The sequence below is a fragment of the Mycobacterium sp. NPDC003323 genome (assembly GCF_053589535.1).
The window spans coordinates 104,010-122,428 of record NZ_JBSFSB010000005.1 but is presented as its reverse complement, the minus strand read 5'-3'; the positions used below and the strand labels follow the sequence as shown (position 1 = coordinate 122,428).

General features: G+C 68.4%; 21 protein-coding genes and 1 riboswitch. Of the genes, 18 read left to right on the top strand and 3 right to left on the bottom strand.

The annotated features are described in order from the left end of the window. The first annotated feature begins 5 nt into the window (after window positions 1-5). The 7 genes from ACWDUN_RS14670 (at window position 6) to ACWDUN_RS14640 (ending at window position 5,682) form a co-directional block, all read left to right on the top strand. Window positions 6-890: an AAA family ATPase gene (locus tag ACWDUN_RS14670; protein ID WP_449929768.1), complete on the top strand. Its 885-nt coding sequence runs from the start codon at window positions 6-8 to the stop codon at window positions 888-890. 10 nt (window positions 891-900) lie between these two features. Further along, window positions 901-2,343 carry a vWA domain-containing protein gene (locus ACWDUN_RS14665; protein WP_449930179.1) on the top strand — a complete coding sequence of 481 codons (1,443 nt, stop codon included), beginning with the start codon at window positions 901-903 and terminating at the stop codon, window positions 2,341-2,343. Between the two features lie 125 nt (window positions 2,344-2,468). After that, window positions 2,469-3,083 (top strand): nicotinate-nucleotide adenylyltransferase, encoded by a 615-nt coding sequence (gene nadD / locus ACWDUN_RS14660; RefSeq protein ID WP_449930177.1) that lies wholly within the window; start codon window positions 2,469-2,471, stop codon window positions 3,081-3,083. Further along, window positions 3,080-3,460, top strand: a complete 381-nt coding sequence (gene rsfS, locus ACWDUN_RS14655; protein ID WP_449929766.1) for a ribosome silencing factor — start codon at window positions 3,080-3,082, stop codon at window positions 3,458-3,460. The genes nadD and rsfS overlap by 4 nt, the downstream gene beginning before the upstream one ends. Next, a complete protein-coding gene (gene gpgP / locus ACWDUN_RS14650) occupies window positions 3,457-4,113 on the top strand; it encodes a glucosyl-3-phosphoglycerate phosphatase (protein ID WP_449929764.1) in 657 nt (218 codons plus the stop codon). The genes rsfS and gpgP overlap by 4 nt, the downstream gene beginning before the upstream one ends. Continuing rightward, window positions 4,103-4,849, top strand: coding sequence for a diglucosylglycerate octanoyltransferase (gene octT, locus ACWDUN_RS14645; RefSeq protein ID WP_449929762.1), 747 nt, complete (start codon window positions 4,103-4,105; stop codon window positions 4,847-4,849). Before gpgP ends, octT begins: the two co-directional genes overlap by 11 nt. After that, a complete protein-coding gene (locus ACWDUN_RS14640) occupies window positions 4,846-5,682 on the top strand; it encodes a DegV family protein (protein WP_449929760.1) in 837 nt (278 codons plus the stop codon). The genes octT and ACWDUN_RS14640 overlap by 4 nt, the downstream gene beginning before the upstream one ends. On the opposite strand, the gene ACWDUN_RS14635 is transcribed toward ACWDUN_RS14640, so the two are convergent. Beyond that, the gene (locus tag ACWDUN_RS14635) at window positions 5,666-6,721 is read right to left on the bottom strand and encodes an NAD(P)H-dependent amine dehydrogenase family protein (protein ID WP_449929758.1); all 1,056 of its coding nucleotides are present in this window, start codon (window positions 6,719-6,721) and stop codon (window positions 5,666-5,668) included. The two genes, ACWDUN_RS14640 and ACWDUN_RS14635, sit on opposite strands and share 17 nt — an antisense overlap. Window positions 6,722-6,808: 87 nt before the next feature. On the opposite strand from ACWDUN_RS14635, the gene ACWDUN_RS14630 reads away from it, so the two are divergent. The 6 genes from ACWDUN_RS14630 to holA all read left to right on the top strand — a co-directional run bounded on the left by ACWDUN_RS14630 (window position 6,809) and on the right by holA (window position 12,250). After that, a complete protein-coding gene (locus ACWDUN_RS14630) occupies window positions 6,809-7,489 on the top strand; it encodes a TetR/AcrR family transcriptional regulator (RefSeq protein WP_449929756.1) in 681 nt (226 codons plus the stop codon). Next, complete coding sequence (locus tag ACWDUN_RS14625) at window positions 7,486-8,373, top strand: alpha/beta fold hydrolase (protein ID WP_449929754.1); 888 nt, start codon at window positions 7,486-7,488, stop codon at window positions 8,371-8,373. Before ACWDUN_RS14630 ends, ACWDUN_RS14625 begins: the two co-directional genes overlap by 4 nt. 16 nt (window positions 8,374-8,389) lie before the next feature. Beyond that, on the top strand, window positions 8,390-8,791 hold the full coding sequence (locus ACWDUN_RS14620; RefSeq protein ID WP_449929752.1) for a DUF6841 family protein: 402 nt from the start codon (window positions 8,390-8,392) through the stop codon (window positions 8,789-8,791). Window positions 8,792-8,893: 102 nt separating this feature from the next. After that, complete coding sequence (locus ACWDUN_RS14615) at window positions 8,894-9,700, top strand: ComEA family DNA-binding protein (protein WP_449929750.1); 807 nt, start codon at window positions 8,894-8,896, stop codon at window positions 9,698-9,700. A gap of 9 nt (window positions 9,701-9,709) precedes the next feature. Then, window positions 9,710-11,215, top strand: a complete 1,506-nt coding sequence (locus tag ACWDUN_RS14610) for a ComEC/Rec2 family competence protein (RefSeq protein ID WP_449929748.1) — start codon at window positions 9,710-9,712, stop codon at window positions 11,213-11,215. 90 nt (window positions 11,216-11,305) lie between these two features. Next, window positions 11,306-12,250, top strand: a complete 945-nt coding sequence (holA, locus tag ACWDUN_RS14605) for a DNA polymerase III subunit delta (RefSeq protein WP_449930175.1) — start codon at window positions 11,306-11,308, stop codon at window positions 12,248-12,250. 71 nt (window positions 12,251-12,321) lie between these two features. Here holA and rpsT read toward each other — a convergent pair whose 3' ends face one another. Further along, window positions 12,322-12,582 carry a 30S ribosomal protein S20 gene (gene rpsT, locus ACWDUN_RS14600; RefSeq protein WP_449929746.1) on the bottom strand — a complete coding sequence of 87 codons (261 nt, stop codon included), beginning with the start codon at window positions 12,580-12,582 and terminating at the stop codon, window positions 12,322-12,324. 294 nt (window positions 12,583-12,876) lie between these two features. On the opposite strand from rpsT, the gene ACWDUN_RS14595 reads away from it, so the two are divergent. From ACWDUN_RS14595 to ACWDUN_RS14585, 3 genes are read left to right on the top strand one after another with little or no spacing between them, the layout of a single operon-like run. After that, window positions 12,877-14,436, top strand: a complete 1,560-nt coding sequence (locus ACWDUN_RS14595) for a circularly permuted type 2 ATP-grasp protein (protein WP_449930173.1) — start codon at window positions 12,877-12,879, stop codon at window positions 14,434-14,436. Further along, complete coding sequence (locus ACWDUN_RS14590) at window positions 14,436-15,413, top strand: alpha-E domain-containing protein (protein ID WP_449929744.1); 978 nt, start codon at window positions 14,436-14,438, stop codon at window positions 15,411-15,413. Before ACWDUN_RS14595 ends, ACWDUN_RS14590 begins: the two co-directional genes overlap by 1 nt. 3 nt (window positions 15,414-15,416) lie before the next feature. Next, the gene (locus ACWDUN_RS14585) at window positions 15,417-16,256 is read left to right on the top strand and encodes a transglutaminase family protein (protein ID WP_449929742.1); all 840 of its coding nucleotides are present in this window, start codon (window positions 15,417-15,419) and stop codon (window positions 16,254-16,256) included. 10 nt (window positions 16,257-16,266) lie between these two features. Here ACWDUN_RS14585 and ACWDUN_RS14580 read toward each other — a convergent pair whose 3' ends face one another. Beyond that, a complete protein-coding gene (locus ACWDUN_RS14580) occupies window positions 16,267-17,124 on the bottom strand; it encodes a ribonuclease Z (RefSeq protein WP_449929740.1) in 858 nt (285 codons plus the stop codon). A 109-nt stretch (window positions 17,125-17,233) separates the two neighbouring features. Here ACWDUN_RS14580 and ACWDUN_RS14575 point away from each other — a divergent pair, with 109 nt between their 5' ends. Both ACWDUN_RS14575 and ACWDUN_RS14570 read left to right on the top strand, forming a co-directional pair. Beyond that, window positions 17,234-17,662, top strand: a complete 429-nt coding sequence (locus ACWDUN_RS14575; RefSeq protein ID WP_449929738.1) for a CBS domain-containing protein — start codon at window positions 17,234-17,236, stop codon at window positions 17,660-17,662. Between the two features lie 9 nt (window positions 17,663-17,671). Next, window positions 17,672-18,277 (top strand): GNAT family N-acetyltransferase, encoded by a 606-nt coding sequence (locus ACWDUN_RS14570; protein ID WP_449929736.1) that lies wholly within the window; start codon window positions 17,672-17,674, stop codon window positions 18,275-18,277. Continuing rightward, a riboswitch (cobalamin riboswitch) is annotated at window positions 18,243-18,383 on the top strand. (Overlaps the previous gene by 35 nt.) The last annotated feature ends 36 nt before the right edge of the window (window positions 18,384-18,419 follow it).

Here is an 18,419-nt window from a genome sequence, read left to right as displayed (position 1 = left end):
AACATGTGAGCGTCCCCGCCCGCCCCGCCCCGCTGTTCGCCGATATCGACGACGTCGCCAAGCGGCTCGCCGAGACCGGATACCTGCCCGACAAGGCCACCGCGACCGCGGTGTTCCTGGCCGATCGGCTCGGCAAGCCGCTGCTGGTCGAGGGACCGGCGGGCGTGGGCAAGACCGAACTGGCCCGTGCCGTCGCGCAGACCACCGGCAGTGAACTGGTCCGGTTGCAGTGCTACGAGGGCGTCGACGAATCCCGGGCGCTCTACGAGTGGAACCACGCCAAGCAGATCCTGCGGATCCAGGCCGGTACCGCGGGGACGGGCGACTGGGATCAGACCAAGACCGATGTGTTCGGAGAGGAATTCCTGCTCAGCCGGCCGCTGTTGACCGCTATCCGCCGCACCGACCCGACCGTGCTGCTGATCGACGAGACCGACAAGGCCGATATCGAGATCGAGGGCTTGCTGCTGGAGGTGCTCTCCGATTTCGCCGTCACCGTGCCCGAGTTGGGTACCATCCGGGCCGAACGAGCACCGTTCGTGGTGCTGACCTCCAACGCCACCCGTGAACTGTCCGAGGCGCTCAAGCGCCGCTGCCTGTTCCTGCACATCGATTTCCCCGACGCCGAACTGGAACGGCGCATCCTGCTCTCGCGGGTGCCCGAACTGCCGGACACCATCGCGGCGGAGCTGGTGCGCATCATCGGGGTGCTGCGCGGCATGCAACTGAAGAAGCTGCCGTCGGTGGCCGAGACCATCGACTGGGGCCGCACCGTGCTGGCCCTGGGCATGGACACCATCGATGACGAGATGATCGCGGCCACCCTCGGTGTCGTGCTCAAACACCAGTCCGATCAGATCAAGGCGGCTGGGGAATTGAGATTGAACTGATGAGGCTCAACTGATGTCCCGCCGCACCCGCCCGCCGCAACCGCTGGCCCCGCACGGAATCCCCGGGCACCTGGTGGAATTCGTCGAGGCGCTGCGCGGTGCAGGCATTGCGGTGGGTCCGTCGGAGACCGTGGACGCCGGCCGGGTGCTGAATGTGCTGGGACTCGGTGACCGGGCCGCGCTGCGGGAGGGACTGGCGTGCGCGGTGCTGCGGCGCTCGGATCACCGCGAAACCTACGACGCGATGTTCGACCTCTGGTGGCCCGCGGCGCTGGGCGATCGCACCGTCGTCGAGGACGAACCCGACGCCGACGAGGCCGAGGGCATGCCGCCGCAGGACATCGAGGCGATGCGGGCGGCGTTGATCGACATGCTGGGCCCCGATGCGGATCTGGAGAACTTCGACGATCGGTTGGCGGCGATGATCGCCCGGATCGTGGAGGCCTACGGCCGGTACAACTCCAGCCGCGGCCCGTCGTACTCGTCGTATCAGGCGCTCAAGGCGATGGCGCTGGACGACCTGGAGGGCAGGCTGCTCGCGGGGCTGCTGGCCCCCTATGGTGAGGAGCCCACGCCGACCCAGGAAGAGATCGCCAAAGCGCTCGCCGCCCAACGGGTTTCGCAGCTGCGCAGGATGATCGAGGCGGAGACCAAACGGCGCACCGCCGAACAACTGGGCCGTGACCACGTCCAGATGTACGGCGTGCCGCAACTGGCCGAGAACGTCGAGTTCCTGCGTGCCTCCGGTGAGCAGCTGCGCCAGATGCGCAAGACGGTGCAACCGCTGGCGCGCACGCTGGCCACCCGGCTGGCGGCCAAGCGTCGGCGGGCCCACAACGGACAGATCGACCTGCGCAAGACGCTGCGCAAGTCGATGTCCACCGGCGGGGTGCCGATCGACGTCGTGCTCAAGAAGCCGCACCCGGCCCGCCCGGAACTGGTGGTGCTCTGCGATGTGTCGGGCTCGGTGGCCGGGTTCAGCCACTTCACCCTGATGCTGGTGTCGGCGTTGCGTCAGCAGTTCTCCCGGGTGCGGGTGTTCGCCTTCATCGACACCACCGACGAGGTCACCCACATGTTCGGCCCCGAGGCCGATCTGGCGGTGGCGGTGCAGCGCATCACCCGCGAGGCCGGTGTCTACACCCGCGACGGGCACTCCGACTACGGGCACGCCTTCGTCTCGTTCACGCAGAACTTCCCCGATGTGCTGTCCCCGCGGTCCTCGCTGCTGATCCTGGGCGACGGCCGCAACAACTACCGCAACCCGGAGACCGATCTGCTGAGCCGGATGGTGAACGCCAGCCGGCACGCGCACTGGCTCAACCCCGAGCCCCGGCATCTGTGGGGCAGCGGCGACTCGGCCGTGCCGCGCTATCAGGACCTGATCCCGATGCACGAGTGCCGGTCGGCCAAGCAGCTCGCCGCCGTGATCGACGCATTACTCCCTGTGTGATTCCGCCCAATCGAACAAACGGGCGCCGAAGTGCGAGTGGACGCCGCCGAAACGTCAACTTCGGCACGCGCAGAGCCGTCGCACCCACTCCCGTAAGCTGCCTTTTCGTGGCGACACGGCGCAGGTTGGGAGTGATGGGCGGGACATTCGATCCCGTGCATCACGGGCACTTGGTGGCTGCCAGCGAGGTCGCCGACCAGTTCGACCTGGACGAGGTGGTCTTCGTCCCCACCGGTCAGCCCTGGCAGAAGCGCGATCGTCATGTCACCGCCGCCGAGGACCGGTACCTGATGACGGTCATCGCCACCGCCGCCAACCCCCGGTTCTCGGTCAGCCGGGTCGACATCGACCGCGGCGGGGCCACCTACACCACCGACACGCTGCGCGACCTGGCGCGACTGAACCCCGACACCGACCTGTACTTCATCACCGGCGCCGACGCGCTGGCGTCGATCCTGTCGTGGCAGAACTGGGAGGAACTGTTCGCCCTGGCCCGCTTCGTCGGGGTGAGCCGACCCGGCTACGAACTTGACGGCGAACACATCGCCGCGGCCATGAAGGAACTGCCCGAGGACGCGTTGAGTCTGGTGGAGGTGCCGGCTCTGGCGATCTCGTCGAGTGACTGCCGGCAGCGCGCCCACCAGTCGCGGCCCATCTGGTACCTGGTGCCCGACGGCGTCGTCCAATACGTGTCCAAACGCAACCTGTACACCCCAACCGCCCAGGAGGCCCGGTCGTGACGGCAACGACAGAAGCAGTTCAGATGGCCACCGTCGCGGCCCGGGCGGCCGCCGACAAGCTGGCCGATGATGTGGTGGTCATCGACGTGTCCGAGCAGTTGGTCATCACCGACTGCTTCGTGATCGCCTCGGCGTCCAACGAGCGTCAGGTCAACGCCATCGTCGACGAGATCGAGGACAAGATGCGCGAGGCCGGGCACAAGCCGGCCCGGCGCGAGGGCACACGGGAGGGGCGCTGGACCCTGCTGGATTACGTCGACATCGTCGTGCACATCCAGCACACCGAGGAACGCGAGTTCTATGCGCTCGAGCGGTTGTGGCGGGACTGCCCGACGGTACCCGTCGACCTCGACGCGCCCCAGGAAGGTTCGCAGTGACGGTGCGTCGCCTGGTCCTGCTGCGCCACGGGCAGACCGAGTGGAACGCCGGCAGCCGGATGCAGGGACAGCTCGACACCGATCTGACCGATCTGGGCCGCGCTCAGGCGGCCGCGGTGGCGGAGGTGCTGGCCAAACGGAACCCGGTGGCCATCGTGTCCTCGGATCTGCGGCGTGCCCTGGACACGGCTACGGCGCTCGGCGAGCGGGCCGGGGTATCGGTGCGCGTCGACGAACGGCTGCGCGAAACCCATCTGGGGGAGTGGCAGGGTCTGACGCACATCGACGTCGACGCGCGGGCGCCCGGCGCCCGGCTGGCGTGGCGGGACGATGCCCGGTGGGCACCGCACGGCGGTGAGAGCCGAGTCGATGTCGCAGCCCGCAGCGTGCCGCTGGTCGAAGAACTGCTGGCCGCCGAATCCGACTGGGGTTCCGAAGGTTTGGACCGTCCCGTCGTCCTGGTGGCGCATGGTGGGTTGATCGCGGCGCTGACCGGTGCGCTGCTGGATCTGCCCGTGGACAACTGGCCGGTGCTCGGCGGGATGGGCAACGCGAGCTGGGCGCAGCTGTCCGGGCATATCGTCGGCGACGCCCTCAAGTGGCGCCTCGATGTCTGGAACGCCTCGGCGCAGGTGGCCGCCGATGTCCTCTGAGGGCGGCCGCAGAACGCTGCTGGTCTTCTGCGACTCGCTGTCCTATTACGGCCCGACCGGCGGGCTGCCCGCCGATGATCCCAGGATCTGGCCCAATATCGTTGCTGGACAATTGGGTTGGGATGTCGAGCTGATCGGTCGGATCGGCTGGACCTGTCGCGATGTGTGGTGGGCGGCCACCCAGGATCCTCGCTCGTGGGCGGCACTGCCGAAGGCGGGTGCGGTGATCTTCGCGACCTGCGGTATGGATTCGCTGCCCTCGCCGTTGCCGACCGCGCTGCGGGAGCTGATCCGCTATGTCCGGCCGCCGTTCCTGCGGCGCTGGGCGCGCGACGGTTACGGCTGGCTGCAACCCCGGCTGTCGCCGGTGGCCCGTCCCGCGCTGCCGCCGCACCTGAGCGTCGAGTACCTCGAGCAGACCAGGGCCGCTATCGATTTCAACCGTCCCGGGATACCGGTGGTGGCCACCGTACCGTCGGTGCACATCGCCGACACCTATGGCAGGTCGCATCGCTGGCGTGATGCCACCGTCGCGGCGATCACCGGCTGGGCCGGTGAGCACGACGTGCCCGTCGTTGACCTGAAGGCGGCGGTCGGCGAATACGTCATGAGCGGGCAGGGCAACCCCGACGGCATCCACTGGAATTTCGAGGCGCACGCCGCGGTGGCCGAACTGATGCTCAAGGGACTCGCCGAGGCGGGGGCCTATCAGCCCGAAACCCGCACGCTGCCATGACCGTTCAGGTGGTCATCGACTCGTCGGCGCGGATGGGCCTCGACGAGCGCAAGCGCTGGTCGATCCGGCAGGTGCCGTTACACGTACTCGCCGACGGTGTGGACCTGCGCGACGGGGTGGACGAGATCCCCTACGACATCCATGAGCGCAATCAGGTGACCACCTCGGGTGCGGCACCCGCGGATCTGGCCCAGGCCTACCGTGAGGCGCTCGTCGACAGCGACGGCGACGGGGTGGTCGCGGTCCATCTGTCGGCGGCGCTGTCCAGTACGTTCTCCACCGCTGCCGCGGTCGCCCGCGAGTTCGGTTCGGCTGTGCGGGTGGTGAATTCGCGATCGGCGGCGATGGGTGTGGGTTTCGTGGCGCTGGCGGCGGCCCGAGCCGCCGCCGGCGGTGCGGAGCTGGACGCGGTCGAGGCAGCGGCCCGCGCCGCGATCCCGCGCGGACAGGTCTTCATCGTCGTGCACCGCTTGGACAATCTGCGGCGCAGCGGCCGGATCGGCAAGGGCGCATCCTGGTTGGGCACGGCGCTGTCGCTGAAACCGCTGCTGCATCTCGATGTCGACGGCCGCCTGGTGCTCGCGCAACGTGTGCGCACCGTGTCGAAGGCGCACGCGGCGATGGTCGATGCGATCGCCGAGGTCGTCGGGGACCGGCCCGCCGCGATCAGCGTGCACCACGTCGACAACCACGATGCCGCAGCCGAACTCGGGGCGGCGCTGACCTCGCGCCTACCGCAACTGGAATCGCTCACCGTGACCGATATGGGTGCCGTGCTGGCGGTGCACGTCGGCGGCGGGGCGGTGGGGGCCTGCGTCAGCCTTTCGGAGTGAACCGTCCCGTCACCGGCGGCAGGTCTTTGAGCGTCACGATGCCCGGGGCGGCGGCGACCACGGCCGGTACGGCATTGGTGACCGGCATCGCGGTGTAGATCATGCCCAGGCCCATGAAGCCCGGTTCGGTCCAGTCCTTGGGCGGTAGGCAGTGCAATACCGTGCGCATGTTCGGCAGGCCGAACACCTGGATGACATGGCCGTGCTCAAGGGGTTTGGGCGGTTGGACGTGGTCACCCATGGTCCAGTTGAAGCCGACGCTGACGACATTGCGCTCGCCCACCCAACCGCGGTGATAGCCGTACACGCCGCCGACGGTGCCCTTGGGGATCTGCATGAAGCCCAAATCGGTGTCCCCGGTCGCGGCGGTGAAGGTGACATCGAATGTCATCCGGTCGAGTCTGGCACCGATGGCGTCGGCCATCATCGCCGCCGACTCGGCGAACACCTCGCTCTCCCGGCGCACGCTCTCGGCCAATCCGGGTGTGTCGGGATCCTGGGAAAATCCCATCGCGGTCTGGGTGCCGGCGGACTCGTAGGTGGAGCAGTCCACCGATTCGGTGATCCGGATCTCGTCGACCCGTTCGCAGGAACCCGACAGCACCATGCCGACCATGTTCGTCATCCCGGGATGCGCGCCGCTGCCGAAGATCGTGGAATTGCCGGTGGTGCAGGCATTCCTGATGCGGTCGAGATCCTCGATGGTCTGCTTGCCGCCGGTGATCCAGGCCGCGCTGGAGCACACGTTGATCCCGGCCTCCAGCAGCGCGACGAGTTCATCGATGTTCGGCCACAGCGGGTTGTAGCAGCAGGCATCGGGTTTCAGCGCGATGAGTTCACCGATGTCGTTGGTGGCCTTGATCCCGGTCGGTGTCGACCGGCCGGCCAGGTCGGCGGCATCGACGCCGACCTTGTCCGCGCCGTGGGCGTAGACGCCGACGAGTTCCATGTCGTCGCGGCCGAGGATGGCGTGCAGTGAACGCTTACCGATGTTGCCGGTCGTCCACTGGATGACGCGGAGCGGAGAGGGTGCGGTCATGAGTTGACACTATTACCGGGTTGTACACCGCTGTAACCGGGGTCACACGATTGGTCGGCGAGGCGTTCGAACGTTACGATACGAAACGTGTCGTACTTGAAAGAGTCGACGCCGACACCTCGCCGCGGCGGGCGTCCGCGCGACGATGCCCGTGAAGTTCACATCCTCGAGGTCGCCTACCACCTGCTGGCCGAGGTCGGCTACGAGAACCTCACGTTCGAGGAGGTGGCCCGGCGTGCCGGTGCCTCGAAGGCGACGCTGTACCGACGTTGGAAGACCAAACGCGAGATGGTGACCGCCGCGCTGAAAGCGGTTCCGGCACAGCGTGACGAACCCGACCACATCGACACCGGAAGCCTGCGCGGTGACCTGTTGGCCCTGTGTCGGAGGCTGATCACCACCATGCGGTCGACGGACGGCCAGACCGCACTGTTGCTGTTACAGGCCGGCCTCGACGATCCCGCACTGTGCGACGAGATCGAGCGGACCGTCGGTCCCACCGGAGCACGACTGCCCGCGAACGTGGTGGCGGCCGCGGTCCGTCGCGGCGAACTGCCCCACGATGTCGACCCGTTCGCCTTCGAGGAGGTGGCCGGCGCGGTCCTGCTGCTGCGCCGGATGAACGGACTCGACACCGACGACGACTACCTGGAAGCGCTCGTCGATGCGATCTTGTTGCCCGCGCTGCGGACCGCGGCGCCGGCCGGGCGGCAGTTGCCCGCCGGAATTTTCTCCGGACACCCCGAACGTGCGAAGGAAAACTCATGAGTGACTTGCGAATCGACGGATTCCGCTACTCGCGCCTAGTTGGGCACCACGGTGTCCCCATCCACGTCGCGGTCGGTGGCTCCGGCCCCGCGATCGTCCTGTTGCACGGCTTCCCTCAGACGCACTACATGTGGCGCCATGTCGCCCGGGAACTGGCCGAGGAGTTCACCCTCATCATCCCCGACCTGCGCGGTTACGGGGCCAGCGGTAAACCGGCCGAAGCCGGCCCGGACACCTACTCCAAGCGCACCATGGCACTGGATATCACCGCGGTCGCGGCGGCTGTGGGGCACAACCGGTTCGGGCTGGTGGGCCACGATCGCGGCGCACTCGTGGGTGTGCGGGCGGCCCTCGACCACGCCGAGACCGTCCGATTCCTCGGAATCCTCGACGTGTTACCGACGATGGACACCTGGGCGGTGCTGCACGGGGTGGACGCCAAGGTGGCCTGGCATCTGTACCTGATGGCGCAGCCGGCCGGCCTGCCCGAGAAGATGATCAACGCGGTGGCCGAGGAGTTCTTCGCGTCATTTCTGGACGCATGGGACACCGACGGATCGAGCTTCGACGACGAGGTTCGACGGCACTATCTCGACAGTTCGGTCGCGGCGGTGGACTCCATCGTCGCCGACTTTCGGGCGACCGCAGGAATCGATCTGGACACCGACCGCGCCGACCGCGCGGCCGGCCGCCGCCTGGCGATGCCGGTCGGGGTCATCTCGCAGGACTGGGGGTCGCAACTGGGTTTCGATCCCACCGCCATCTGGTCGGCGTGGGCCGGCGATCTGCGTTATCAGCCCATCACCGCCGGCCATTTCATGGCCGAGGAGCAGCCCGCGGAGATCGCCCGGTTCATCAGGAACCTGTCCGCACGCAGTCGGTGAACAATAAACTCGGGCAATGACAATGGATTCGGCCGACGTGCAGCGCTGGTTCGACGAGTACCTCGCGGTCTTCGCCGCGGCCGCGCGAGGGCAGCGCCCGATGTCGGATCTGCTGGCCCGCTACGCCGTGCCGTTGACCATTACCACCGACTCCGGTGTCGTCGCACTGACCAACACCGACCAGGTGGCCGCCGTCATCGAGGACCAGATCGACGGATTGCGGGCGCAGCGATACCGATCCACCGCCTTGCTCAGCGCCGCGGTCACCGAGTTGAACGCAGCATCGGCGCTGTATCGCGGCGCCTTCGTCCGCCATGACGTCGACGGCGCCGAAATCGGTCGGGTGGCGGTGACCTATCTGTTGATCGACGGCGCCGACGGCCCGCAGATCGGGGTACTCGCCTCGCACGGGGACTGACGCCCGACCGGTTGTCCACAATGGCGGGTTCGTCCACAGCCGCCCCGTCGGCGCCCGCCGCACCGGGCGGTCGGGTCACCGGCCGTGCCTACCGTCGGGCGCATGGACACCGAATCACCGGCGCAGCGCCTGTCCCGACGCATCGGTCGTGAGGCGGCGCCCGAACCCGAGGACGGCGCCGACGAGTCCGACACCACGCTGGCCCGCTGGTTGCCCGATACCGCGAATCCGCGTTCGGCCCGGGACTGGATGGCGACGCTGCGGGCCGATCCGGGACGCGCCGGTGTCCTGGCGTTGCTCGGCATCGGGCTGATCGCGGTGCTGGTGACGGTGTTCACCGTCGTCCGCAATCCCGATGAGCCGGTGACCGCCGTCGACCTGCCTCCGGTACAGATGGTCTCGACCGCCGCCGCACCGTCCGCCGAGGCGGCGCCGGACGGCCCGGTGGTTGTCAGTGTCGTGGGACTGGTGCACAAACCGGGGCTGGTCACGCTGACCGCCGGTGACCGGGTCGCCGACGCCCTCCAGAAGGCCGGCGGGGCGCTCGACGGTGCCGATCTGGTGGGTCTGAACATGGCCCGACGGGTGAACGACGGCGAACAGATCATCGTCGGCCTCGCCGCACCACCGGGATCACCGTCACCGATGGGCAGTTCGGTCCGCTCGGAGACACCATCGGGCGCGCCGTCGGACGCCGGCCCGTCCGCCGAGCCGGCAGCCGCGGTGAACCTGAACACCGCGACCGCCGAAGAATTGGATGCCCTTCCCGGCGTCGGACCGGTCACCGCCACGGCCATCATCGCCTGGCGCGACGCCAACGGGCCGTTCCGCAGCGTCGACCAACTCGGCGACGTGGACGGTATCGGGCCGGCCCGGCTGGACAAGCTGCGCGCCCTGGTCGTTACGTGAACCCCGCGCGTGAATCCCGACGAGCGTCCGCTCGACGTCCGATTGGTGCCCGCGGCGCTGACGTCCTGGGCGGTGACCGCGGCCGGTATCGCGTGGCCTGGAGTGGTGCCGATCGCCGTGGTGGTCACGGCGGTGGCGCTGACGGCAGCACTGGTCCGGTGGGGTCCGGCCCGGGCCGGGTTGCCGGCCGTGGCCGCCGTCGCGGTCATCGGCGCGACGTTCGGGGTCGCGGTCGCGCTGCGTACCGACGACGTCCGTCAGCACCCGATTGCCGGGCGCTACGGCGATTCGGCCATCGTGACGGTCGCGCCCACCGAATCGCCGCGCTCGCTGGGGCGTGGCCGGATGATGTTCCGGGCCGGTCTGCGCGAGGTCGAGGGCCGGCCGCTCGGCGGCATGGTCGTGGTGTTCGCGCCGGTGGCGGAGTTCGCCGACCTGACCGTGGGCCGCCGGGCCACCTTCCGGGCCCGCATCGCCCGGCCGCTGCGCGCCGACCTCACCGTCGCGGTGCTGACCGCGGTCGGGGAGCCGACGCTGGCGCAATCGCCGACGGTGCGCCGCCTGTCCGGCCACGTGCGGGCCGAGTTCTCCGCCGCGGCACGTCGGGTACTGCCCGCCGAGCAGGCCGCGATGCTGCCCGCCCTGGTGCTCGGTGACACCTCTGCGGTGACCGCGACGACGGCCGCGAATTTCAAGGCATCGGGCTTGACACATCTGACCGCGGTGTCGGGCGCCAACGTCACCATCGTGTGCGGGGCGGCGCTGTTGTCGGCCGCGTTGGTGGGGCCGCGACTGGCCGCGGCCGCCGCTCTGGTCGTCCTGATCGGCTTCGTCATCGTCGTCGAACCGTCGGCCAGTGTGTTGCGGGCGGCGGTGATGGGTGCCATCGGGTTGTTCGCGGTGGTGTCGCACCGGCGCAGACAGGCGATCCCGGTGTTGTCGACGACCGTGATCGCGCTGATGGTGAGCACACCGCAACTGGCGGTGGACGCCGGCTTCGCGCTGTCGGTGGTGGCCACCGCGGCGCTGGTGGTGATCGCGCCGGCGTGGTCGCGCCGCCTGGTCGCCCGTGGCTGGCCGAAACCGGCGGCCGACGCGGTGTGCATCGCCGCGGCCGCGCAGGCCGTCACCGCCCCGTTGGTGGCGGGGATCTCGGGCAATGTCAGCGTGTTCGCGGTGCTCGCCAATCTGCTTGTCGGCGTGGTGATCCCACCCATCACGCTGATGGGCACGGTGGCCGCGGCGCTGTCGACGTGCTGGCCGCCCGGGGCCGAACTGCTGATCCGGTTCACCGGCCCCGAACTGTGGTGGCTACTTGCCGTCGCCCACCGGATCGCCTCGATACCGGGCGCGTCGTTGGCGGTGCCCGACGGGGCGGTGGGCATGGCGCTGGTAGCCGGCGTTACTGGAGCGGTGATCGTCACCTGGCGGTGGCGCTGGGGGCGACGCCTCGCGGCGGCCGGGATCTGCTGCCTGCTGGCGTGGACCGTGTCCGGGGTTGTCGGGTCGGCGTGAAACGATTGGCTACGTGAGCGAAGCTTGCGCGCGAACCATGGGTACCGAACGTGACGTCCGAGCCTGCGAGGCCGTCACGTGAGCGAGGGACTGCATCTGGTTCTCGGTGATGAGGAACTGCTCGTCGAGCGCGCCGTGGCGAGCGTGCTGCGTGCGGCCCGCAAGCGTGCCGGCACCGTCGATGTCCCGGTCGATCGGTTGCGTGCCGGTGAGGTCAGCACCAGCGAACTTGCCGAATTGCTCAGTCCGTCACTGTTCGCCGAGGAGCGGGTCGTCGTCCTGGAGGCGGCGGCCGAGGCCGGCAAGGACGCGGTCGCGTTGATCGTCGCCTCGGCGGTCGATCTGCCGCCGGGCACGCTGCTGGTCGTCGTGCACTCCGGCGGCGGACGGGCCAAGGCGATGGCCGATCAGCTGAAAAAGCTCGGTGCCGAGGTGCACCCGTGCGCCAAGATCACCAAACCGGGTGACCGGGCCGACTTCGTGCGCCGCGAGTTCCGGACGCTGAAGATGAAGGTCGATGACGCCACCGTCACCGCGATCCTGGACGCGGTCGGCTCCGATATCCGGGAACTGGCCGCAGTCTGCTCGCAGTTGGTCGCCGACACCGACGGCCAGGTCGACGCCGCCGCGGTGCGGCAGTACCACAGCGGCAAGGCCGACGTGAAGGGCTTCGATATCGCGGACAAGGCGGTCACCGGTGATGTGCCCGGTGCCGCCGAGGCGCTGCGCTGGGCGATGCACAGTGGCGAGCCGCATGTCGTGCTGGCCGATGCGCTGGCCGAGGCGGTGCACACCATCGCCCGGGTCGGTCCGTTGTCGGGCGATCCGTACCGGCTGGCCGGCGATCTCGGCATGCCTCCCTGGCGTGTGCAGAAGGCGCAGAAACAGGCGCGGCGGTGGTCCAAGGACCGGGTGGCCGAGGCGATCCGCGTGGTCGCCGCGCTCAACGCCGATGTCAAGGGCGCCGCGGCGGACGCCGACTTCGCGCTGGAGCGGGCGGTGCGTAAGGTCGCCGAACTGGCGGCGGCCGACTGACGACCGGTGCGCGGACACGCAAAAACCCGCGCGTGACGAAGATCGTCGACGCGCGGGTCAGCGAAGAAAAGTCAGAGCTTGTTGACGGCCAGCGACAGCGCGGACTTCTTGTTGGCCGCCTGGTTCTTGTGGATGACACCCTTGCTGGCGGCCTTGTCGAGCTGGCGGTTGGTGGCGACCAGCAGAACGCCGGCCTTGTCCTTGTCGCCGGAGTCGATGGCCTCACGGAGCCCGCGGATGGCCGTGCGCAGCGACGACTTCACCGACTGGTTGCGCAGTCGACGGCGCTCGTTGGTCTTGATGCGCTTTTCCTGCGACTTGATGTTGGCCACGCGTGTAGTTCCTTCTAACCGTCGGTGTGAATTGCTGAGTCTCGGGTGCCCGGCGCAGCGTTCGCGGCTGGGCAGCAGTTGTTCAGGTTACCAGCGGGGGTGCCAAACCCCCAAAGCGGCGGGACCGGCCTGCCTGAACGCCCGAATTACGGCAGCATGTGAACAGTGAGCCCACGAACCCTGTCGAACGACACCGTACGCACGTCACGCTCGAACTCACGATCTCAGAAACGCCAGGCGGGGATCTTCGACGGTTATCCGGACCAGGGCGGTTACGGTCTCGCCTTTGATGAGATGTTCGACGGCTCGGGCAACGTGCGGCCGCCGTACAAGGGGATATTCGCTGAACTCTCGCCGTCGGATGCCTCCGAGTTGGAAGCCCGCACGGATGCGCTCGGCCGCGCCTTCATCGACCAGGGCATCACCTTCTCGCTGTCGGGGCAGGAGCGCCCCTTCCCGCTGGATTTGGTGCCGCGGGTCATCTCGGCTGCGGAATGGACCCGGCTGGAGCGCGGCATCGCGCAGCGCGTCCGGGCACTGGAGCTCTACCTCGACGACATCTACGGCGAGCAGGAGATCCTGCGCGACGGCGTCATCCCGCGCCGGTTGATCACCTCGTGTGAACACTTCCATCGCGAGGCCGTCGGCATCGTGCCGCCCAATGGGGTGCGCATCCACGTGGCCGGTATCGATCTGGTCCGCGACGCCCAGGGCACCTTCCGGGTGTTGGAGGACAACCTGCGCTCACCGTCGGGGGTGTCCTACGTCATGGAGAACCGCCGCACGATGGCGCGGGTCTTCCCGAACCTGTTCGCCAGCCACCGGGTGCGCGCGGTCGGCGACTACTCCTCGCACCTGTTGCGTGCGTTGCGCAAGGCCGCCGCCTCCAACGAGGCCGATCCGACGGTCGTCGTGCTCACTCCCGGGGTGTACAACTCCGCGTACTTCGAGCATTCGCTGCTGGCCCGGCAGATGGGCGTCGAACTCGTCGAGGGCCGCGACCTGTTCTGCCGCGACAACACCGTCTACATGCGCACCACCGAGGGTGAACGCCAGGTCGACGTCATCTACCGCCGCATCGACGACGACTTCCTGGACCCGATGCAGTTCAAGCCGGACTCGGTGCTCGGCGTGGCCGGGGTGCTCAACGCCGCCCGCGCCGGCAACGTCGTGATCTCCAGCGCCGTGGGCAACGGGGTCGGTGACGACAAGCTCGTCTACACCTACGTGCCCACCATCATCGAGTACTACCTCGGGGAGAAGCCGCTGTTGGCCAATGTCGACACCTTCCGCTGCTGGCTGGACGACGAGCGCGAGGAGGTCCTCGACCGGGTCGACGAACTGGTGATCAAACCGGTGGAGGGATCCGGCGGCTACGGGATCGTATTCGGGCCGGACGCCTCGCCCAAGGAACTCGCGACGATCTCCAAGAAGATCCGCGCCGACCCGCGCGGCTGGATCGCCCAGCCGGTCGTGCAGCTGTCGACGGTGCCGACCAAGATCGGCGACAAACTCGCGCCGCGCCACGTCGATCTGCGGCCGTTCGCCGTCAACGATGGTGACGACGTCTGGGTGCTGCCCGGTGGCCTGACCCGGGTCGCGCTGCCCGAGGGGTCGCTGGTGGTGAACTCCAGTCAGGGCGGCGGATCCAAGGACACCTGGGTGCTGGCCTCGCGCGCCTCGGCGGCCGACCGTGAGCTGGCCGCCGCCGAGCTGGTTCCCGCCGCCAAGGCGAAGGCGGCCAAAGTGCCACGCGCCGAACAGGTTTCCGAGCTCTCCTCGCAGCAGCAACAGCAGAATCAACAGAACCAACAACAGCAGCAGGCGCGCGGCGACGTGCTCGGGAGGCGATGATGCTGGCTCGTAACGCGGAATCGCTGTACTGGATCGGCCGCTATGTCGAACGCGCCGATGACACCGCCCGGATCCTCGATGTCGCGGTGCACCAACTGCTGGAGGATTCCAGCGTCGACCCCGATCAGGCCTCGCGAGTGCTGTTGCAGGCCCTCGGTATCGAGCCACCGGACACCGAACTCGACGTCTGGTCGCTGACCGATCTGGTGGCCTTCAGCCGCGATATCTACGGCGGCAATTCGATCGTCGACTCCATCTCGGCGGCCCGGGAGAACGCCCGCGGCGCGCGGGAGGTGACCTCCACCGAGATGTGGGAATGCCTCAACACCACCTACAACGCGCTGGCCGAACGTGAACGCGCCGCCCGGCGTCTGGGGCCGCACGAGTTCCTGGGCTACGTCGAGGGCAGGGCAGCGATGTTCGCCGGGCTGGCGGACTCGACGCTGTCGCGCGATGACGGCTACCGGTTCATGGTGCTGGGCCGCGCCATCGAACGTGTCGACATGACGGTGCGCCTGCTGTTGTCCCGCGTCGGCGACAGCGCGTCCTCGCCGGCGTGGGTGACCGTGCTGCGGTCGGCGGGTGCCCACGACACCTATCTGCGCACCTACCGCGGCGTGCTCGACGCCGGCCGGGTGGTCGAATTCCTGCTGCTGGACCGGCTTTTCCCGCGTTCGGTCTTCTACTCGCTGCGGCTGGCCGAACACAGCCTCGAGGAACTGCAGAACGGTAGGCACAACCGGGTGGGCTCCACCGGTGAGGCACAGCGCCTGCTCGGGCGTGCCCGCAGCGAGTTGGAGTTCCTGCAGCCCGGCCTGCTGCTCGAATCGCTGGCCGATCACCTGTCGGGGCTGCAGAAGACGTGTGCCGATGTCAGTGAGGCGTTGGCGGTGCAGTACTTTCACTCCGCTCCGTGGGTGGCCTGGACCGACGCGGGCAAGCACGGTGCCGTCGTCATCGAAGAAGGGGAGATCTGACAGATGTGGCGGATGCGCGTGGTCCACGCGACCGGATACGCCTACAAGTCACCGGTCACCGCGTCGTTCAACGAGGCGAGGCTCACCCCGCGGTCGGACTCCCGGCAGAACGTCATCCTCAACCGGGTCGAGACCGTGCCGGCCACCAGGTCGTATCGCTATCTCGACTACTGGGGTACCGCGGTGACGTCCTTCGACCTGCATGCCCCGCACACCGAACTGGAGGTCACCTCGTCCTCGGTGGTGGAGACCGAGGTCGGGGAGATGCCCGCGGAGGCGGTCAGCTGGGAGGATCTGCGCGCCGAGGCGGTGATCGACAGGTTCGACGAGGTGCTCAGCCCCACCGACTACACACCGGCGAGCAAACGCATCCAGCGTGTGGGGCAGCGCATCGCCAAGGAGTACGAACCGCAGGAGGCCGTGGTGGCCGCCGCGAACTGGGTGCGCAGCGAACTGGACTACGTCCCGGGCACCACCGGTGTGCATTCGTCGGGGCTCGACGCGCTGCGGGAGGGCAAGGGGGTGTGCCAGGATTTCGCGCACCTGACCCTGATCCTGTTGCGTAGCATGGGGATTCCCGCCAGATATGTGTCCGGGTACCTGCACCCCAAGCCGAAGGCGGCGGTCGGTGACACCGTCGACGGGCAGAGCCACGCCTGGGTGCAGGCCTGGACCGGCGGTTGGTGGAACTACGACCCCACCAACGACACCGACATCAACGAGCAGTACATCACCGTCGGCGTCGGCCGTGACTACTCCGATGTCACCCCGTTGAAGGGCATCTACTCCGGCGAGGGTTCCACCGATCTGGACGTGGTGGTCGAGATCACCCGCCTGGCCTGAGCGGGCGACCTCACGACGTCTTCGTGCAGACGCCGGGGTGGACCTGGACCCGGTGCAGATCGTCACCGAGTTCGATCTGCCGGTCGAACCGGCCGGCGGCCAGCGCCCGCCACTGGTCCTCGGTGCCCTTGACCATCGCAGGCACATAGTGGGTGAGGATCAGGATGCCGACCCCGGCCCGGGCCGCGGTCTCGGCGGCCTGCTCGACGGTCGAATGATAGTCGCAGATGTCGCGGATGCGTTGGAGCGGCATCGAGTCGATCAGGTCCTTGCGAATCACCGTGTGCACCAATGCGCCCGCGCCGGCGGCCAACTCGTCGAGGGTGTCGCACGGAACGGTGTCACCGGCCAGCACGACCGAGGCACCGTCGTGCTCGATGCGGAAGCCGATGGTCGGCGCCACGGGCCGGTGGTCGGTCGGGGCCACGCTGACCCGCACACCGACCTCGTCCCAGACCGCGCCCTCGGTGAACTCGTGCACCCGGACCAGCGGCGGAGCGCTCAGATCGCCGTGATGGGCGATGCGGTAGCCGATATCGTGCCCCAACGCGGTCAGCGTCGCCTGCACCAGGGCCGACGTGCCCGGCGGCCCGATGATCGGCAGCGGCACCGGGTCCGGGGTGAACGTGGTGATCCACCTCGTGATGAGGACGTCGCCGAGATCCACGATGTGGTCGCTGTGCAGGTGCGTCAACAGCAGCGCGCTGAGCATGTTGGCGCCCGACCCGGCGGCGGCGAGCCGCTGCAGCACCCCGCGCCCGCAATCGACCAGGAAGGTCTGCTCACCGGCGCGGATGAGGGTCGACGGGCCGGCCCGGTCGGGGTCGGGGAGGGGGCTTCCGGTGCCCAACAGGGTGACCTCGATCATCGCTCAGATATACCGTTCGGATGCCGGTCGGTTGCCGACATTCGTCGAATCGGATCGCGATCCGTCGTAGCCTTGATTGTGTTCGTGGTCACACTGTGGGGAGGGTGTCATGCGCATCGCCGACGTGCTGAAGAACAAGGGAGCCAGCGTCGCGACCATCACCGCCGAGACGTCGGTGGCCGACCTGCTGGCCGGGTTGGTCGATCGCAACATCGGGGCGATGGTGGTCGTGGGCCCCGACGGGCCGGTCGGCATCGTGTCGGAACGCGATGTGGTGCACCGGCTGCACGAGCTGGGCGGAGATCTGCTGAACCGTCCGGTCAGCGAAATCATGACGACCCACCTGGTGTTCTGCTCACCGGACGACTCGGTCGACAGCCTGAGCGCGGCCATGACGCACCACCGGGTGCGGCATATCCCGGTGCTGCAGGACGGCCGACTCGCCGGCATCGTCAGCATCGGTGACGTCGTCAAGACCCGCCTGCAGGAACTCGAATCCAGCACCGAGCACTTGCAGGCATACATCACTCAGGGCTGAAATGAGGGCATGAGCTCCGTTGCCGTCCGCCCCGCAGTGCGGGCCGACACCGCCGCGCTGTCCCACGTACTCGGTCGGGCCTTCTTCGACGACCCGGTGATGGCTTGGATGCTGCCCGACCCACAGGCTCGCCGGGCCAAGCTGCACAAGCTGTTCGCCGCACTCACCCGGCACCACCATCTGGCCCGCGGCGGGGTCGAGGTGGCCACCGCCGGATCCGGTATCGCCGCAGCCGCGCTGTGGGATCCGCCGGGGCAGTGGCGCCACACCACCGTCGAGGAGTTGCGCGCCGCGCCGTCGATGTTGTGGACCTTCGGTGCCGCGGTGCGCCGCGGTATGCAGGTCTCGGAATTGATGAAACGGTCCCATCCCGAAGAGCCGCACTGGTATCTGGCGGTCATCGGCAGCGACCCGCAGGTGCGCGGCGGCGGACTGGGCCATGCCTTGATGCGGTCCCGGTTGGACCGCTGCGACGCCGAGTTCGCGCCGGCCTATCTGGAGTCCAGCAATCCGGACAACATCGGCTACTACGAGCGCTTCGGATTCGAGGTGACCGGCGAGATCACCGTTGCAGACGGGCCGACCCTGTACCCGATGTGGCGCACGCCAAGGTAGGGTGCGGGGACCGACAGCAGGGGAATCCGGTGTGAATCCGGAGCTGACGCGCAGCGGTGTCGAGGTGTGACCTCGGAGCCCGAATGCCTGCCGCCGGTGAATCGTTGGCGGCTCCGCGTTCGAGCCCTGCACCGAAGGAAGT